The 17,849-nt window shown below is 70.0% G+C and carries 17 protein-coding genes and 1 tRNA gene; 12 read left to right on the forward strand and 6 right to left on the reverse strand.

Translation table 11 applies throughout. The annotated features are described in order from the left end of the window. From ACH47Z_RS08285 to ACH47Z_RS08325, 9 genes are all read left to right on the forward strand, one after another. The gene (locus ACH47Z_RS08285; protein WP_399071849.1) at positions 1–1,374 is read left to right on the forward strand and encodes an aldehyde dehydrogenase family protein; all 1,374 of its coding nucleotides are present in this window, start codon (positions 1–3) and stop codon (positions 1,372–1,374) included. A gap of 49 nt (positions 1,375–1,423) precedes the next feature. After that, positions 1,424–2,854, forward strand: coding sequence for an MFS transporter (locus ACH47Z_RS08290; RefSeq protein WP_399071851.1), 1,431 nt, complete (start codon positions 1,424–1,426; stop codon positions 2,852–2,854). 14 nt (positions 2,855–2,868) lie between these two features. Then, the gene (locus tag ACH47Z_RS08295) at positions 2,869–3,300 is read left to right on the forward strand and encodes a hypothetical protein (RefSeq protein WP_399071853.1); all 432 of its coding nucleotides are present in this window, start codon (positions 2,869–2,871) and stop codon (positions 3,298–3,300) included. A 38-nt stretch (positions 3,301–3,338) separates the two neighbouring features. Then, positions 3,339–4,400: a ketoacyl-ACP synthase III family protein gene (locus tag ACH47Z_RS08300; RefSeq protein ID WP_399071856.1), complete on the forward strand. Its 1,062-nt coding sequence runs from the start codon at positions 3,339–3,341 to the stop codon at positions 4,398–4,400. Then, a complete protein-coding gene (locus ACH47Z_RS08305) occupies positions 4,397–5,608 on the forward strand; it encodes a beta-ketoacyl-[acyl-carrier-protein] synthase family protein (protein ID WP_399071858.1) in 1,212 nt (403 codons plus the stop codon). The genes ACH47Z_RS08300 and ACH47Z_RS08305 overlap by 4 nt, the downstream gene beginning before the upstream one ends. After that, positions 5,605–6,519, forward strand: coding sequence for an alpha/beta hydrolase (locus ACH47Z_RS08310; protein ID WP_399071860.1), 915 nt, complete (start codon positions 5,605–5,607; stop codon positions 6,517–6,519). Before ACH47Z_RS08305 ends, ACH47Z_RS08310 begins: the two co-directional genes overlap by 4 nt. Next, complete coding sequence (locus tag ACH47Z_RS08315; RefSeq protein ID WP_399071862.1) at positions 6,516–6,890, forward strand: nuclear transport factor 2 family protein; 375 nt, start codon at positions 6,516–6,518, stop codon at positions 6,888–6,890. The genes ACH47Z_RS08310 and ACH47Z_RS08315 overlap by 4 nt, the downstream gene beginning before the upstream one ends. Positions 6,891–6,995: 105 nt before the next feature. After that, positions 6,996–8,543, forward strand: coding sequence for an acyl-CoA carboxylase subunit beta (locus tag ACH47Z_RS08320; protein ID WP_399071865.1), 1,548 nt, complete (start codon positions 6,996–6,998; stop codon positions 8,541–8,543). Between the two features lie 12 nt (positions 8,544–8,555). Next, positions 8,556–8,759, forward strand: a complete 204-nt coding sequence (locus ACH47Z_RS08325; RefSeq protein ID WP_399071867.1) for an acyl-CoA carboxylase epsilon subunit — start codon at positions 8,556–8,558, stop codon at positions 8,757–8,759. Positions 8,760–8,880: 121 nt separating this feature from the next. Here the strand turns inward: ACH47Z_RS08325 and ACH47Z_RS08330 are convergent. The 3 genes from ACH47Z_RS08330 to ACH47Z_RS08340 all read right to left on the reverse strand — a co-directional run bounded on the left by ACH47Z_RS08330 (position 8,881) and on the right by ACH47Z_RS08340 (position 10,993). After that, positions 8,881–8,953: transfer RNA gene (locus ACH47Z_RS08330), tRNA-His, on the reverse strand. 106 nt (positions 8,954–9,059) lie between these two features. After that, entirely contained in the window at positions 9,060–9,662 is a 603-nt protein-coding gene (orn, locus tag ACH47Z_RS08335; protein WP_399071868.1) for an oligoribonuclease, read from the reverse strand. A 125-nt stretch (positions 9,663–9,787) separates the two neighbouring features. After that, a complete protein-coding gene (locus ACH47Z_RS08340) occupies positions 9,788–10,993 on the reverse strand; it encodes a helix-turn-helix domain-containing protein (protein ID WP_399071870.1) in 1,206 nt (401 codons plus the stop codon). 751 nt (positions 10,994–11,744) lie between these two features. Here ACH47Z_RS08340 and ACH47Z_RS08345 point away from each other — a divergent pair. Together ACH47Z_RS08345 and ACH47Z_RS08350 are read left to right on the forward strand one after the other, a co-directional pair. After that, a complete protein-coding gene (locus ACH47Z_RS08345; RefSeq protein ID WP_399071872.1) occupies positions 11,745–12,272 on the forward strand; it encodes a universal stress protein in 528 nt (175 codons plus the stop codon). 125 nt (positions 12,273–12,397) lie between these two features. Further along, positions 12,398–12,958: a GPR1/FUN34/YaaH family transporter gene (locus ACH47Z_RS08350; protein ID WP_399071874.1), complete on the forward strand. Its 561-nt coding sequence runs from the start codon at positions 12,398–12,400 to the stop codon at positions 12,956–12,958. A 73-nt stretch (positions 12,959–13,031) separates the two neighbouring features. Here the strand turns inward: ACH47Z_RS08350 and glmS are convergent, their stop codons facing one another. Further along, positions 13,032–14,849 carry a glutamine--fructose-6-phosphate transaminase (isomerizing) gene (glmS, locus tag ACH47Z_RS08355; RefSeq protein WP_399071876.1) on the reverse strand — a complete coding sequence of 606 codons (1,818 nt, stop codon included), beginning with the start codon at positions 14,847–14,849 and terminating at the stop codon, positions 13,032–13,034. Positions 14,850–14,875: 26 nt separating this feature from the next. Then, positions 14,876–15,133, reverse strand: a complete 258-nt coding sequence (locus tag ACH47Z_RS08360; protein ID WP_399071878.1) for a hypothetical protein — start codon at positions 15,131–15,133, stop codon at positions 14,876–14,878. 166 nt (positions 15,134–15,299) lie between these two features. Here ACH47Z_RS08360 and ACH47Z_RS08365 point away from each other — a divergent pair, with 166 nt between their 5' ends. Continuing rightward, positions 15,300–16,889 carry a purple acid phosphatase family protein gene (locus tag ACH47Z_RS08365; RefSeq protein ID WP_399071880.1) on the forward strand — a complete coding sequence of 530 codons (1,590 nt, stop codon included), beginning with the start codon at positions 15,300–15,302 and terminating at the stop codon, positions 16,887–16,889. A 37-nt stretch (positions 16,890–16,926) separates the two neighbouring features. Here ACH47Z_RS08365 and ACH47Z_RS08370 read toward each other — a convergent pair whose 3' ends face one another. Beyond that, a complete protein-coding gene (locus ACH47Z_RS08370) occupies positions 16,927–17,799 on the reverse strand; it encodes a DUF4429 domain-containing protein (RefSeq protein WP_399071882.1) in 873 nt (290 codons plus the stop codon). Positions 17,800–17,849: the final 50 nt, after the last annotated feature.

The raw sequence follows: 17,849 nt of genomic DNA on the forward strand, positions 1-17,849 counted from the left end.
ATGAGTGTCCCCGAAGGCGCGCCCGTGTTCGCCCACGTCGACGCGATCACCGACACGGGCGAGTACCGCGCCCGGGCGAGCAAGCCGCTCCGCCTGCCGGACGGCCGTGAGATCGGCGCCATCTCCGAGGTTCCCCGGCTGTACGTCACCCGCGCGTTCGCCCGGCTGGCCCAGGCCCCGGTACTGCCGTACGCGACACGGCTGGAGATGCTCGCCAAAGCGGCGGACCTGTTCGAGAACGCCACGCTCGCGGGGCAGTCGATCGACGACTACCTCGACCTGGTGAGCCTGTGCGCCGGCGTGCCGCGCGTGATCGCGCACGCCTCGATCGCCGCCATCGCGCGGACCCTGCGCGCGCTGCCGGACACGCTGGCCCAGGAGATCCCGACCGGAGCCGTCACCAGCGTCGACGACCCCCGGGTGCGGGAGGGCGCGGCGTACTGGGCGCGCCGCGGCAGGACGCTCGCCGTCCACGCCTCCGGCAACACCCCGGGCGTGCACAGTCTGTGGCCCAGCGCGCTGGCGCTCGGATACGCGGTGGCGGTCCGCCCGTCGAGCCGTGAACCCTTCACCCCGCAACGGCTCGTGCGGGCGTTCCGGGAAGCGGGCTTCACCTCGAACGTGGCCCTGCTGCCCACCGACCACGACGTCGCCGACGTGCTCGTCGAGCAGGCCGACAGGGCGCTGGTCTACGGCGGGCAGGCCGTCGTCGACAAGTACGCCGCGAACCCGGCGGTGCTCACGCAGGGGCCGGGGCGCTCGAAGACGGTCGTCACCGATGACGTCGACTGGCGCGAGCACCTGGACACCATCGCCGCCTCGGTCGCGGGCCTCGGCGGCGCCGCCTGCACCTGCACCACCGCGGTGCTCGTCGAAGGTGACGCCGCCGTGGCGAACGCGTTCGCCGCCGCCCTGGCCGACCGCCTCGCCGAGCTGGAGGTCGGCAAGCACCGCACCGAGCTGCCCGTGGAGACGGCCCGTCAACTCGCCGACTACGTCGAGAAGGCCGGTGCGGGCACGACGAGCTTCGGTCGGGACGACATCGTGGAGACGGTCCGGCCGGGAACCGCCGTACTGCACCCGGTCGTCCGGGTCGCGCCGGATGCCGAGGCACCGGTGCTGGGCGTGGAACTGCCCTTCCCGTGTGTCTGGATCGCGCCGTTCAGCCGAGCCGACGGGATCGCGCCGCTGACTTCCTCGCTGGTCGTCGCCGCGATCACCGAGGACCTGGAGTTCGCGCAGCAACTGCTCGACGAGCCGAGCATCGCCAACGTCTACGTCGGCGCCCACACCACGACATGGATGAAACCGGGAGTGCCGCACGACGGCTACCTGTCCGAACACCTGATGAGAACCAAGGGCGTCATCCGATGACCTGGCCGCACTGATGCAACCATCCGAACGCGAACCGAAAGAACCGCTCATGAGCGCCGACACGCCCGCCGCCACCGCCACCGTTCCGGTGGACACGGCGACCGACCGCCGCCGAGGGATTGTCTTCGCCGTCCTGTGCTGCGGATTCGTGCTGACAAGCCTCGACATGATGATCGTGAACGTCGCCTTCCCGGCGATCGAGCACGATTTTCCCGGTTACAGCAACGCTGTCGTCAGCTGGACGCTGAACGCGTACACCATTCTCTACGCCGCCGCGCTGATCCCGGCCGGCCGGCTGGCCGATCATCTCGGCCGCAAGCAGGTGTTCCTCGGCGGGCTGGTGCTCTTCACCCTGGCCAGCGCGCTGTGCGCGTTCGCGCCGAGCCTGCCGGTGCTGATCGCGGCACGAGCCCTGCAGGCGCTCGGTGCCGCCGCCCTCACCCCGACGTCCATGGGCCTGCTGCTGCAGGTGAACCCGCCCGAGCTGCAGCAGCGCGCGATCCGCAGCTGGACGGCGGCCGGCGGGATCGCCGCGGCTATGGCGCCGATCGTCGGCGGCCTGCTCGTCCAGTCCGACTGGCGGCTGATCTTCCTGATCAACGTGCCGATCGGCGCCCTGGCCGCGGTCGTCGGGCTGCGCGTGCTGCCCGCCTCGGCGAAGCGCTCCTCGGCGCCGAGCCCGGACCTGATCGGTGCTCTGGCCGTCGCGCTGTTCGTCGGTGCGGTCGTCTTCGGGCTCGTCGAGGCGCCGGACGCCGGATGGGGCTCGGCGACCACGCTGTCGGCGTTCGCCTGCGCCGTGGTGATGCTCGTCGTCGCCGTGGTCCGCAACCTGCGGCACGCGTCGCCCGTCATTCCGCGTGAACTGCTCGCGCTGTCCGTCTACGTCCGGACGAACATCGCGGCGTTCATCTACAGCGCCGCCTTCGCGGTGATGCTTCTCTCGGTCGTCCTGTGGACGCAGAACGTCCGCGGCTACTCCGCGATCCAGACGGGTCTCGCCATCGCGCCGGGCACCGTGCTGATGCCGGTGTTCGCCATGCTCACCGGGCGGATGGGCAAGAGTATCGGTCTGCCCAGGACCGCGGCTCTGGGCTGCGTCGTCCTCGGCCTGGGCATGGTGTGGTGGACGGTCACGGCCCCGACGAAGCTGCCCTACGTGCTGGCGATCATGCCGGGCTCCATGCTCACCTCCATCGGCACGATCGTGGCGATGGCGGCGTTCGCCGGGCGCGTGTCCGCAACCATCCCGCAGGCCTTCTACGCCTCGGGCTCGGCCGTGCACACGATGGCCAAGCAGATGGGCATCGCGATCGGTGTCGCCCTGCTCCTCGTGATCCACGACAGCGCCGCCCACGGCGGGACGTCGCCGGTGCCGGCCCTGCGCGAAGCATGGATCGTCGCCGCCGTGCTCACCGTCGTCGCGGCCGGTATCGCCCTGGCCGGTTCCCGCCCGACGGCCACCTCTCCCACTGAATAAAAGGAAATCGGCACATGCTCACCTTGGACACGTCCGCCGCGCACAAGATCTGGGAAAACTGGCTGCGCATGTGGAACGAGGATTCCGACATCGCACACGACATCATTTCCCCGGAAGGCTACGTGCTGCACCTGCCCGACGTCGGCGCCACGATCGACCCGTCGACGATATCGGGCCCTGCGGAAATGTCGGCATGGGTGTCCGGCTTCACCCGGAAGTTCGACGCGCTGCGGTATTCCACGGACTTCGGACCGTTCGTCGACGAGTCCGAGCGCCGTTTCGCCTACCGCTGGATCGGCACCGGGACCTGGACCGGTGCCACCGGCTGGCCGCAGGACATCCCAGGCCAGGAGGCGATCTTCGTCGGGGTCGACATCTTCCGGGTCGACGAGTCGCTGCAGATCACCGAGTGCTGGTCCCAGGGCGCCGTCACCAGGACGACCTAAGCCCCCCGCCGTCATCCCAGACCAACGAGGAGCATCCCATGGCACTGCATTCAGAGACGCCCGAGCCGCTGCTCGGGGTCCGGGCGGCACGCTGCTGGTTCCCGGAGAAGACTCGTACGCCCAGGGACATGGTGCGCACCGGGAACCTCACCGCCGAGCAGGCGGCCCGGCACGGTGACGTGACGCTGCACATCAGCCGCGGGTGGGACACCGAGTCGGCACCCGCGATGGCCGTGGCCGCCGGCCGCGCGGCGCTGTCGGCGTCGGGCGTGCCCGCCGACGGCATCGGGTTGCTGGCCTACGCGTGGACGAACTACCAGGGCAATCCCTTCTTCACCGCGGGGCACTGCGTCGCGGAGGGGCTGGGGCTCCCGCGCTCGTGTGCGCCGGTCGGTGTCCAGCAGGCCTGCAACGGGGCGGCGATGGCCTTCTCCCTGGCGGCCGGTCAACTGCGGCTGGACGAGCACTCCCACGCGCTGATCGTCGCGGCGGACCGGTTCGGAGCCCCTGCGGTCGACCACTGGCGCAGCCACATCATGCTCGCCTACGGCGACGGCGCGTCGGCCGCGGTCGTCGGACGGCCCACCCCCGGCGACGCGTTCCACCTGCTGGCCATCGAGCACGTCGCCGCGCCGGAACTGTGGCGCACCCGCGACGACTACGACGGCTTCGGCCCGCAACCGGCGGCGGCGCCGCCGTACATCAACGCGATGCCGACCGAGAAGTTCTCCGACGAGGGCGGGCGGCCCCGGCTGCGCGCGGTGTCGCACGAGTGCATCACCGAGGCGGTCGACAAGGCCCTCGACCGCGCCCGGCTGTCGCCGGGTGATCCGCGGATCGCCGCGGTGCTCGCCCCGCGGCTGAGCGACAAGGTGCGGGAGCTGATGATCGGACCGATCGAGGAGAAGTACAGCGACCGGATCGTCTGCCACTACAGCGCGACCGGCCACCTCGGCGCGGGAGACTTCCTCGCCAACATCGCCGACGCCGAGACGGCGGGCGACTTCGCGCCGGGCGACATCGTGCTCGTCCTGGGGGCCGGCGGCGGCTACTCCTACACGTGCGCCGTACTGCAGGTGCCGCAGGAGCGTGCGGCATGACGCGCCTCGCCATCACCGGGATGGGGTTCACGCTGCCGGGCGGGGTCCGCACCGCGGACGACTTCTGGCGACACGTGCGTGCCGGGGAATCGGCGCTCACGCCGCACTCGGCGTTCAACGACCGCGGAGTGCCGACCGTGATGGCGGGACAGCTCACGCACGACCCGGTGGTCGAGGGGCTGGATCCGAAACACGCGAGCAAGTACTCACGCGAGATCCTCGCGGCGCTCGCGAGCATCGACGAGGCACTCGCCGACGCCGGTGTCGGTGACTTCGATCCGCACCGCGCCGGTGTCATCGCCTCGTCGTCGCGCGGCCCGCTGCAGTGGTGGGAACGCGACTTCGCCTCAGCGTCCGGGATCGGACGGGTACTGGGCGGTCTGCCCGGCGCGCCGGCGAGCATCGCGGCCATCCGCACCGGCGTCCAGGGTTACGTCTCCACCGTGTCGTCGGCCTGTGTCGGCGGCACCCACGCACTGCGGTCGGCGGCGGCGGAGCTGCGGTCCGACGAAGCCGACGTGATGATCGTCGTAGGGCACGAGTTTCCGCTGACCGCCAACCTGCTGCGGGTGTACACCGATCCGAAGTCACGGGTGCTGAGCCTGGGAACCACGGTGGCGGAATCGATCCGTCCCTACGACGCCCACCGCGACGGCACCGTGCTCGGCGAGGGAGCCGTCACCCTCGTCCTCGAACGCGAAGCCGACGCGGTGGCCCGCGGCGCGCACATCTACGCGTTCGTGCTGGCGACCGGCGTCGCCAACGAAGCGGCTCACCCGACGACGATGGAGCTGTCGGGGGAGAAGACCGCGGCGCTTGCCGAGCGCGTGATAAAGAAGGCGAACCTGTCGATCGGCGACATCGGTCACGTGTGCGGTCACGGTACGGGCACCCGGACCAACGACATCGCCGAGAGCCGGGCGGTCCGCCGCGTGTTCGGTGACCACACCGATGTGCCGCTGACGTCGGTGAAACCGATCTTCGGGCATCTGTTCGGGGCTTCGTCGTTGGTCAACATCGCGGCCTCGGCCTCCATGCTGAACGCGCAGACGATCGCGCCGACGGCCAACAGCGCGCAGCCCGACACCGAGTGCGGGGTCGACTCCGTCTTCGGCAGCGCGCGCGATGCCGAGATATCCGCCGCGTTGTCGTTCGCGTTCGCGCTGGGCAGTCAGTCCTCGGTGGTGGCCCTGGAGGCGGCGCGATGACCGCACTCCCCGACGAGCCCCTGGCCCTGGCGACGATCGGGCACGAGTACGCGCAGGAATCCGTACGCGCCGGCGAGCAGCTGAAGTCCAGGCTGGCGACGCTGTACGACGTGCCGCCGGGCATGACCTTCGCGCAGTACCGGGCGACGATCCGGTTCGGTGACGACGCGACGGTGCCGACCGCGCGGGATCTGACGATCGAGGGTGTGCCCGTCCGTTCGTTCACCCCCGACGGCCCCACGTGGGGCGAGTACCTGCATCTGCATGGCGGCGGGTGGTGTCTGGGCAGCCACACGATGCACGACGAGACCCTGCAACGCCTCGCCGACCGTACCGGGCTGACGGTCACGTCGGTCGGCTACCGGATGGCGCCCGAACATCGCTACCCGGCGTGTCTCGACGACGTGCTCGCGGTCGCCCGCGCTGTCAGCGAGCGGGCGGACGCGGGCTTCCTGGCGATCGGAGGCGAATCCGCCGGCGCCCACCTCGCCGCCCTGACCGTGACCCGACTGCCCGAACGACTGGGGCGGCAGCCCTTCTCCGCGGTCTCGCTCAACTACGGCGCCTTCGACCTCACGGCCGGGCTCGACCGCGCGCTCGCGCTCCTGATGCCGGGCGCCGGTGCCGCGGACCGGCGGGCCGCCTCGCCGCTGTTCGCCGACCTGACCGGCGTCCCGGCCGCCCGATTCTGCGTCGGCACCGGCGACGCGCTGCTCCCGCAGACCCTGGCGATGGAGGCGCGGTGGCGATGGAACGCGCCGACGGAACTGGACATCTTCGCCGGAGCGGCCCACGCGTTCACCACGGTGCCCTCGACGGCGGCGCGGGTGGCGAAGACGCGTGAGGCGGAGTTCCTTTGCCGCACACGCGAACGGTACGCATCGACACGAGAAGGTGGCCTTCGAAAATGACCGAGTTGCGGAAGCTGGTTCTGTGGAATGACATGTGGAATGGCGAGTTGGCCTTCGCGGACGAGATCTGCTCTCCCGAGTTCACCATCCACTTCGGCCGGGACGTTTCGACCCACAACGGGGACGACATCACCGATCCCGCACAACTGAAGGCATTCGTCCGCGACTTCCGGGCCTCATTCGACAACGACCTGGAATTCACCCTCGTGCGCAACTTCGTGGACCCTGCCACGGACTTCGCCGTGTCGCTGTGGAACCTGCGCATCGGCCCGGACCGGATCGTCGGCGGCATCGACGTCTTCGAGTTCGACGATGCGGGCCGCATCCGCAAGGTGCACTCGGTGACGGGGCAGCGCGGCATCCCCGGGTGACGGAAGGCAGCGCCGGCTGTATCCACGCCGGTGTGGTGCGGGTCTGTTCCTGTGACGGGGGCCCGACGGGCCGTCCACCTTCGCACGCGAAGCCCAGGAGGGGAATTGGCCACCATCCACACGGCGGAACTCTCGGCCCTGCGCCGCCAGGCGTACGCCGGTCCGAGCGAGCAGGCCACCGCGGCCCAGAAGGCCAAGGGCAAGCTGACCGCCCGCGAGCGCATCGACCTCCTCCTCGACGAGGGGTCGTTCTGCGAGCTGGAGCTGCTGCGGCGGCACCGGGCGACCGGCTTCGGACTGGACGCCAGGAAGCCGTACACCGACGGCGTGATCACCGGCTGGGGCACCGTCCACGGGCGCACGGTCTTCGTCTACGCCCACGACTTCCGCATCTTCGGCGGTGCGCTGGGCGAAGCACACGCCAACAAGATCCACAAGCTGATGGACAAGGCCATCGCGGCCGGGGCACCGCTGGTCAGCCTCAACGACGGCGCCGGCGCACGCATCCAGGAGGGCGTGTCGGCCCTGGCCGGGTACGGCGGGATCTTCCAGCGGAACACGAAGGCGAGCGGCGTCATACCCCAGATCAGCGTCATGCTGGGACCGTGCGCGGGTGGTGCGGCCTACTCGCCGGCGCTGACCGACTTCGTGTTCATGGTCCGTGACACCTCGCAGATGTTCATCACCGGCCCGGACGTGGTCAAGGCCGTGACCGGCGAGGAGATCACCCAGAATGCGCTGGGCGGGGCGGACGTGCACGCGGAGAAGTCCGGCGTGTGTCACTTCGCCTACGACGACGAGGTCACCTGCCTGGAAGAGGTCCGCTACCTGCTGAGCCTGCTGCCGCAGAACAACCGGGAGAACCCGCCGGCCGCGGAGTCGGCGGACCCCGTCGACCGGCGCTGTCAGGCGCTGCTGGATCTGGTGCCCGCGGACGGCAACCGCCCCTACGACATGCGCGAGGTGATCGCCGAACTGGTCGACGACGGCGAGGTGTTGGAGGTCCACGAGCGCTGGGCCACCAACATCATCTGCGCGCTGGGCCGTCTGGACGGCCAGGCGGTGGGCATCGTCGCCAACCAGCCGCAGTCGCTGGCCGGTGTGCTGGACATAGAGGCGAGTGAGAAGGCCGCACGATTCGTCCAGACCTGCGACGCCTTCAACATCCCGATCGTCACGCTACTGGACGTCCCGGGCTTCCTGCCGGGTGTGGAGCAGGAGCACGGCGGGATCATCCGGCACGGGGCCAAGCTGCTGTACGCGTACTGCAACGCCACCGTGCCCAGGATCTCCGTGGTGCTCAGGAAGGCGTACGGCGGCGCGTACATCGTGATGGACTCGCAGTCCATCGGCGCCGACCTCACCTACGCCTGGCCCACGAACGAGATCGCTGTGATGGGCGCCGAGGGCGCCGCCAACGTCATCTTCCGCAGGCAGATCGCCGAAGCCGATGATCCGGACGCCAGGCGCGCCGAGATGGTCAAGGCCTACAAGACCGAACTGATGCACCCGTACTACGCGGCCGAGCGGGGTCTGGTGGACGACGTCATCGACCCCGCCACCACCCGTGAGGTGCTGATCCGCTCGCTCGTGATGCTCAGGACCAAGCACGCGGAGCTGCCGCAGCGCAAGCACGGCAATCCGCCCCAGTGAGGAGAGACAGGCGTGAACGCTGAGAACGTCGTACGGGTGGTGAAGGGCGATGCGAGCGACGAGGAACTCGCCGCGCTCACCGCGGTGCTGCTCGCACGTGCCGCCGCGCGGCCGCAGCCGCCCGCCGCGGAACAACGCCGTCGTGCGGGCTCCGCGCGGTGGCAGCGGCTGGAGCGGCGGCACGGGTTTCGCACCGCGCACAGCTGGCAGGAGTGAGGCCGCCCGGCTTGCGCTTCGGCGGCAGGGCCGCGTGTTCCGCGCTCCCGTCGTGCTCCCGTGAGTTGGGCAAACGCCAAGGCCCCTGACCTTTTCCCAGGTCAGGGGCCTTGATCAGCAGGGTGAGTGACGGGACTCGAACCCGCGACATCCTGGACCACAACCAGGTGCTCTACCAGCTGAGCTACACCCACCACGACCGGTGGTGGAACTTGTCGTTTCCCCGACCGGCCGAGAAGAAGTCTACAGGGTCCGAAGGGGTGCTCGCGCACACGTTTTCGCGAGCACCTTTACCGGGCGCTACTGCGGGGGCAGGACGTGCTTCGCGGCGATCGTCTTCGCCGTGTCGGAGTCCGGGCCGGGCTGCGGGACGAAGACGGCCTCGCGGTAGTAGCGCAGCTCGGCGATCGACTCGCGGATGTCGGCGAGGGCCCGGTGGTTGCCGTTCTTCTCCGGGCTGTTGAAGTACGCCCGCGGGTACCAGCGGCGGGCCAGCTCCTTGATGGAGGAGACGTCCACGATCCGGTAGTGCAGGTAGTCCTCCACGCGGGGCATGTCCCGCAGCAGGAAGCCGCGGTCGGTGCCGACGGAGTTCCCGCACAGCGGGGCCTTGCCGGGCTCCTTCACCCACTCCTTCACATACGCGAGGACCTGCTCCTCGGCGTCCTTGAGGGTCGTGCCGTTCGGGAGCTCGGCGAGCAGCCCGGACGCGGTGTGCATCTGACGCACCACCTCCGGCATCGTCTCCAGCGCCTGGTCCGGCGGGCGGATGACGATGTCCACCCCCTCGCCGAGTACGTTCAGCTCGGAGTCGGTGACGAGGGCGGCCACCTCGATGAGAGCGTCGTCGGACAGCGAGAGGCCGGTCATCTCGCAGTCGATCCACACCATGCGATCGTTCATGCGACCACCCTAAGGCGGGCCTGCGCTTTTCGGCCCCCCTGCGGGTCGCTTCGCGAGAAGCTCCTGCGTCCTTCGGGGCACGGAAAGACAGGGGGCGGGATGGTCCCGCCCCCCTCACACTGCGCTCAGCTCCCGTGCCTGGGCCCCGGCAGCAGGCTCACCGCTCCCGCCGGAGCGCGCCGGCTCTGCATCGGCACGCCGCTGTCCGGGTGCAGGAGGGCCGGTACGTGGCCCACCGGGCCCGGACCGGGCAGGCCCGCGGGGGCGCCGGGCGCGGGGACCGGGGTCTCCGGTTCACCCGGCTTGTCGCCCTGGGGGCGGCGGGCCCGGTAGGCGGCGCGGTAGGCCGCCGGGGACGAGCCGAGCTGGCGGCGGAAGTGGCCGCGCAGGGCCACCGGCGAGCGGAAGCCGCAGCGGCCCGCCACCTCGTCCACCGAGTAGTCCGACGTCTCCAGCAGACGCTGCGCCTGGAGGACCCGCTGGGTGATCAGCCACTGCAGCGGCGCGCTTCCCGTCAGGGACCGGAAACGGCGGTCGAACGTACGGCGGCTCATGTACGCGCGTGCCGCCAGCGTCTCCACGTCGAACTGCTCGTGGAGGTGTTCCAGCGCCCAGGCGACGACCTCGGCGAGCGGGTCGGCGCCGATCTCCTCTGGTAAAGACCGATCGAGGTAGCGCTCCTGACCGCCGCTGCGGCGCGGCGGGACCACCAGGCGGCGGGCGAGCGCGCCGGCCGCCTCGTTGCCGTGGTCCGTCCGCACGATGTGGAGACAGAGGTCGATTCCGGCCGCCGTACCTGCTGACGTGAGCACGTCGCCGTCGTCCACGAAGAGTTCCCGTGGATCGACGTGCACCGACGGATAGCGCTTGGCCAGCGTCGGCGCGTACATCCAGTGGGTCGTCGCCGGGCGGCCGTCCAGCAGGCCCGCCGCCGCGAGGACGAAGGCGCCGGTGCACAGCCCTACGATGCGGGCCCCCTCCTCGTGCGCCCGGCGCAGGGCGTCGAGCGCCTCCTCCGGCGGCGGCGCGGTGATCGACCGCCAGGCCGGTACGACGACGGTCCCGGCGCGGGAGATCGCCTCCAGCCCATGCGGTGCGGTGAGTTCCAGGCCCCCTGTGGTCCGCAGCGGGCCTTCCTCGCCGGCGCACACCAGCAGTCGGTAGCGCGGCACGCCGGCGTCCTGGCGGTCGATGCCGAACACCGACAGTGGAATGGAACTCTCGAAGATGGGGCCGCCGCTGAACAGCAGCACCGCGACGATCTCCTTGCGGCGGCGCCCGGAGAGTTTCCGGGCCGCGGCTTCCGGCGCGGCAGTGGAGTCGTGGCTCATACTGCTAAGCCCCCCTCGGTGGTCGCGGCTCCTCGGTTGTGTCGCTCCTGCACGTTTCCCCTCGGTCCTGCACGAGTCCCCCGCCGTAAAGACAGTCAAGATCGAATCTACTGGCTACCGCGGTCTCACGGTGGCCGGTTCGACACGCCGGACATTGTCGACATGACAACTTGGCGTGAAGCATTCGATCACGAAGCGTTGCACTCGCGGGGGGTGTAGGGAAGTACGCCTTGTCGCGGTGGCCGAAGCGCGTAGGGTGCGCAGCCGCCCGTGGGCCCTTTCCGTGCAGGTCAAACGGGGGTTGGGGGGTGGTTCGGGACCCCCCGGGGCGACATGGGGAAGTTGGCTGAAAAGAAACCTTCGGGGGTACGGAAACAGGTCAATCGACCGGTGTCTGTCCCCGGGTTCACCCCCGAGTGTGACGTCTGCCGCCCCGCCCGCCGGGTTCAACGACCGTTCGACCGCTCGGTCACCGGCCGGTCACCCGCCGTACGGAGTGAAGTCCGTGCAAACCGCCTGTACGGGACAGCAACCATTGCGTTACGGGCGCCGCTCGTGCATGCTCCGGGGAACCCCTACGGACGTCGGGGGACCGCTTACGGAGCGTGCGCGGGATCTGTGCTCAGGAGGCGTGCCGCCGTACCCTTGGGGGTATGGGGTTGGGAAGATGTTTCCCGGACACAGCTCCGTGACACCGTTCCGTCGCACACTGTCGTCCCCACCCATAAAGGATCACAACGCCGAGACAGCCATGGCCGGTCACGAATTCTTCGAACCCGCGGACCGCAAGCGGCCCGTCGCCGATCACACGGCGTCCGAGCCCCTGGCGGCGGAAGAGTCACGCCCCTCCTGCGACCCTGCCTTCCGGCACGGAGTCGTCGTCGGTTTCGACGGCTCCACCTCCAGCGAGCGTGCCCTCGCCTACGCGATCGGCATGGCCCACCGTTCCCACTCCGGCCTGATCATCGTCCATGTCGCCAACCGGCTGCCGTCCACCGTGTGGGCCGGCTGCGAGCCGCCCGTCTTCGTCGACGTGCCGGACCACCGCACGGAGGTCCTCGGGCTGGAACTGGCCTGTGCGGACTATCTGGCCGAGGTGCCCTGGATCCTGGTCGAGCGGGGCGGGGACATCTGCCACGAACTCGAAGAGGTGGGGCGGGAGTACGAGGCGGACGCGATCGTCGTCGGCTCCACGCACGGCATCGTCGGCCGGATCTTCGGCTCCGTCGCCGGACGCCTCGCCAAGCGGGCACAACGGCCCGTGATCGTCATTCCCTGACGCTCCCCGACTGCGCCAACTCCCTTTGTGCAGCGCGAAACTACTCGCGCGTAGAGGTGGTTTGTGCCCTTGTGAAGGGCATATATCGGTCACCGCGCAACAGCACAGCATGAAGGGAGCCCGCCGTGGACAACGACGTCTCCGCGGGAAGCGGAAACACTACGGTGGTGGGCCGACTCGCCCTGGGAATCACCCTGTTGGCGTTCGGCCTCGGTACGACTGGCGTGATCCATGGCGTGGCAGCGTCCGACGCCGTGTCAGTGGCCCACTATGTGGGCGGAGCTGCCCTGTTCCTCGTCGGCCTGCTGGCCTTCCGTGACCGTGACAGCGCCTCAGGGACGGGCTTCGTGGCCCTCGGCGCGCTGTGGTTCACCTGGGCCGTCGGAGGTCACTCGTCGGCCCACGCGGCCGGGCTCTTCCTTCTCCTGTTCGCCCTCGTGGCGCTCACCCTGACCCTCGCGGGAGGGGACAGCCTCGGTCAGGTCATGCACGGGCTGCTGTTCCTGGCGATGCTCGTGCTGGCCGTCGCGGCCTTCGCCGACAGCTCCTCGCTGACCAAGGTCGGGGGTTGGGTCGCGGCCGTCGCGGGTGCGGTGGCGTGGTACGCGGCTACGGCCGCGGTGGCGCACTGGCCGACCGCTCTTCCGAGGCGTGCTGCGGGCCGGGGGGTGACGGCCGCCGGCTGATTCGGAGCAGCACAGATAAGGACCCCCACGTGTTTGGTGGCCACGTGGGGGTCCGTTCTGTCTCGGGCGGGAACTACTCCACCGTCACCGACTTGGCGAGGTTCCGCGGCTTGTCGATGTCCCGGCCCAGGGCCTTCGCCGTGTGGTACGCCAGGAGCTGGAGCGGGATGCCCATCAGGATGGGGTCGAGCTCGTCCTCGTTCTTCGGGACGACGATCGTCTGGTCGGCCTTCTCCTGGTGCTGGTGGGCCACCGCCAGGATCTTGCCGCTGCGGGCCTTGATCTCCTCGAGGGCGGCGCGGTTCTTCTCCAGCAGGTCGTCGTCGGGGACGATCGCGACCGTGGGCAGGGCCGGCTCGATGAGGGCCAGCGGGCCGTGCTTCAGCTCGGAGGCGGGGTAGGCCTCGGCGTGGATGTAGGAGACCTCCTTGAGCTTCAGGGAGGCCTCGCGGGCCACCGGGTAGCCCCGGACGCGGCCGATGAAGAGCATCGAGCGGGCGTCGGCGTACAGCTCGGCCAGCTCCTTGATCTGCTCCTCCTGCTTGAGGATCTCGGTGATCTGGTCCGGCAGCTTGCGCAGGCCCTCGATGATCCGCTTGCCGTCACGGACCGAGAGGTCACGGGTACGGCCCAGGTGCAGGGCGAGCAGCGCGAAGGCGACCGTCATGTTGGTGAAGCACTTGGTCGAGACCACGCAGACCTCGGGGCCCGCGTGGACGTAGATCCCGGCGTCCGCCTCGCGGGCGATTGCCGAGCCGACCACGTTGACGACGCCGAAGACCTTCGCGCCCTTGCGCTTCAGCTCCTGCACGGCGGCGAGGACGTCGTACGTCTCACCGGACTGGGAGACGGCGACGTACAGGGTGTCGGGGTCCACGACCGCGTTGCGGTAGCGGAACTCGGAGGCCGGCTCGGCGTCGGCGGGGATGCGGGCCAGCTCCTCGATCATCTGGGCGCCGATCATGCCCGCGTGGTACGAGGTGCCGCAGCCGAGGATCTTCACGCGGCGGATCTGCCGGGCCTCGCGGGCGTCCAGGTTGAGGCCGCCGAGGTGCACGGTGGAGAAGCGGTCGTCGATGCGGCCGCGCAGCACGCGGTCCACGGCGTCGGCCTGCTCGAAGATCTCCTTGTGCATGTAGGTGTCGTGGCCGCCCATGTCGTACGACTCGGCCTCCCACTCCACCGTGGTGGGCTCGGCGGTGGTGCGCGTGCCCTCGGTGGTGTAGGTGCGGAAGTCGTCGGCCTTGAGGGTGGCCATCTCGCCGTCGTCCAGGGTCACTATCTGGCGGGTGTGCATGACCAGGGCGGCGATGTCGGAGGCGACGAACATCTCCTTCTCGCCGATGCCGAGGACGACCGGGGAGCCGTTGCGGGCCACCACGATGCGGTCGGGGAAGTCGGCGTGCAGGACGGCGATGCCGTAGGTGCCCTCGATCACGCGGACGGCCTGGCGGACCTTGTCCTCGAGCTTCTCGGCGGTGGAGCGGGCGATGAGGTGGGTGAGGACCTCGGTGTCGGTCTCGGAGAGGAACTCGACGCCGTCCGCCTCCAGCTTGCGGCGCAGGTCGGCGGCGTTGTCGATGATGCCGTTGTGCACGACGGCGACCTTGTCGTCGGCCGACATGTGCGGGTGGGCGTTGACGTCGGAGGGGGCGCCGTGGGTGGCCCAGCGGGTGTGGGCGATGCCGGTGGTGCCCTTGAAGCGCGCCGGGACCTTGGCCTCCAGGTCGCGCACCCGGCCCTTGGCCTTGACCATCTTCAGGCCGGGCGCCTTCGGGGAGGTGACGACCAGCCCCGCGGAGTCGTAGCCGCGGTACTCCAGCCGCTGCAGGCCCTCCAGGAGGAGGGGGGCCACGTCACGCTTCCCGATGTATCCGACAATTCCGCACATATACAGGTATCTCTCAGCCTGGCGTCTCAGCCGTAGACCATGCGGCGCAGCTGCCTGAGCGTCAGCTCCGGCGGCGCCACCGCCCGGTATTTCAGGTCCGCCTCGATCCGTCCGAAGATCTCCGCGTTGACCAGACCCTGGGTCTGGAGTTCGCGGTGGCGGCGACGGACGAAGTCCTGGGTCGTCTCGTCGAAGTAGGCGAGCACGTCCTGGACCACCCGCAGCGCCTCGCCCCGGTTCAGGGGCGTGGACCGCGTCAGATGATCAACAAGTTCGTCGTGCACCCGGTAGATCCTCGGCCACCGGCGCCGGTTTCGCAAGAAACGTGCCCGATTTCGGGCACGCCCCCTTCAGTGGGGCTGTTGGATCTCTGTTCGCAAGCCGTCCATCCTGTGTCCTGCGTCTCGTTGCCCGGACCCACGAGTTTCGGACGCCATGGACATTCCTCGTATGGGAGTACCCGAGAAGCTCGCCGAGCGCATGAGCATGGCCGAGCAGCATGAGTACCTGCGCGCGAGATTCTCGCGCCGGAACCTGATCAGAGGCGGCGCCGTCACGCTGGGCGCCGTCGCGGGTGGCGCGTATGTGACGGGTGCCACCGCCCAGGCCGCCGTACCGACGCTGGGGGTACCTCCCACGAAGTGGGGGAGCACCGCCTCCGCCCACGAGCAGGTCGACGGCGCCCTCGTCGCCCCCTTCGGCCGGCACCTCGCCTTCGGCGCCGACCCGCGCACCGAGATGACCGTCTCCTGGCAGGTCCCGGTCGCCGTGAAGAAGCCGTTCATCCGGATCGGCGCCCACCCCTGTGACCTCTCCCGCAAGATCGAGGCCGAGGTCCGCACCCTCTACACCCCGGCTGGCGTCGGCGCGAGCGGCGACCACACGCAGTACTACCTGCACGCCAAGCTCACCCACCTGCGCCCGGGCAGGACGTACTACTACGGCGTCGGCCACGAGGGCTTCGACCCGGCCGAGCCCCACCTGCTGGGCACCCTGGGCACCTTCACCACCGCCCCGGCCCACCGCGAGCCGTTCACCTTCACCGCCTTCGGCGACGAGGGCGTGAGCTACCACGGCCTGGCCAACAACGCCCTGATCCTCGGCCAGAACCCGGCCTTCCACCTGCACGCGGGCGACATCGCCTACGGCGACCCGGCCGGCCAGGGCAAGGCCACCGACACGGGCTTCGACTCGCGCACCTGGGACCAGTTCCTCTACCAGACCGAGTCGGTCGCCAAGCAGATCCCGTGGATGGTCTCGTACGGCAACCACGACATGGAGGCCTGGTACTCGCCCAACGGCTACGGCGGCGAGGAAGCCCGCTGGACCCTGCCGGACAACGGCCCGGACGCCAAGAACCTGCCCGGCGTCTACTCCTTCGTCTACGGCAACACCGCGGTCGTCTCGCTGGACCCCAACGACATCTCCTTCGAGATCCCGGCGAACCTGGGCATATCCGGTGGAACCCAGACGACATGGTTCGAGGCCCAGCTGAAGAAGTTCCGGGCCCGTGACGACATCGACTTCGTCATCGTGTTCTTCCACCACTGCGCGTACTGCACGTCCACGGCGCACGCCTCGGAGGGGGGCGTGCGCCAGGAGTGGGTGCCGCTGTTCGAGAAGTACCAGGTGGACCTGGTCATCAACGGCCACAACCACCAGTACGAGCGCACCGACGTGATCAAGGACAACAAGGTCACCAAGAAGCTCCCGATCGGCGGCACCGCCTACCCCGAGACCGAGGGTGTCGTCTACGTCACCGCCGGCGCCGCGGGCCGCAGCCTGTACGCGTTCAGCGCCCCGGACTCCTACGAGGGCCACGAGCACGAGGTCGACTCGGTCGCGTCCTTCATCAACACCAAGGACGGCAAGGTCAACGAGACCGTCACCTGGTCCCGGGTCCGCTACCTCAACTACTCCTTCCTCCGCGTCGACGTCACCCCCGCGCCGCGCGGCCGCCAGACCACCCTGACGGTGTCGGGCATCGCCGAGACCGGCGACCGCATCGACCACTTCACGGTGTCCCGCCGGGCGAAGTAGCTCCCCGGTCCGGGCCGGGCGGTCCTCGCACGCGCTCTCACAGGCGTTTGAGGACCGCCTGCTTGGCCAGCGTGAACTCCTCCTCCGTCAGCACCCCGTCCCGGTGCAGTTCGCCCAGCTCGCGCAGGCGGCGCAGCAGGGCGTCGTGGTCGTCCCCGGCGGGCGCCTTCTCGAGCGACGGCGGATCCCGCCGTACGTCCGCCTCCACCGTGGCGGGATGCGGCAGCCGGGCCTGTACGGCGGCGGCCACCAGCGCCATCAGCGGGTCCTTCCTGAAGCCCCACAACTCGACGGCGTTCGGGTCGTACTTGGGCGGTGCCGTGACCGGGGCGCCGCGCACCAGGAAGCGCAGGTGCCCGTTCTCCAGCCCGGCCGCCGGCTGCCACTCCACGCCGGTGATCTCCGTGAGGGGTATCGTCCGGGGCCCGGTGGCGGCCTTGGCGTCCTCCGTCTTCCAGTTCCACTCCAGCCGCACCCGCTCCCCGTCGAAGCCCGCTGTGCCGTCCCCGGCGGAGGCGGACACCGGCAGCGCCGGGCCCGGCAGCAGGAACCCGTCCACCGGGTCCGGTGAGACCCCGTCCAGCAGCAGCGCGGTGCGCACCTCGTCCGCGACGTACTCGGCGACGCCGTACCGGTCGGACTGCACCGCCAGCTGATACGGGTCGTCCCCCTCGGCGAGCCGGCCGCCGGTGGCCTGCGTCAGCGGGTCCGCACCGTCGCGCAGCCGCAGCCTCAGCCGCCCCGCCCTGCGCCCCTGCTCGAAGGAGACACCGGCCAACGCCCCCAGCGGGACGACGAGTTCGCCCAGCTCCCGGCGGAGCGGACTCACGTTCTTGTCCCGGCCCGGGGTGAGCCGCAGGGCGTCGCCGTCGAACGTCCAGGTGCCGTCCTTCTGGATGATTTCCGCCATGGAGGGATTGTTTCACCGGATCTGCGGGACAGTGGTCTCGACCACCATCC

The sequence above is a fragment of the Streptomyces sp. NPDC020192 genome (assembly GCF_044388685.1).
Lineage (GTDB): Bacteria > Actinomycetota > Actinomycetes > Streptomycetales > Streptomycetaceae > Streptomyces.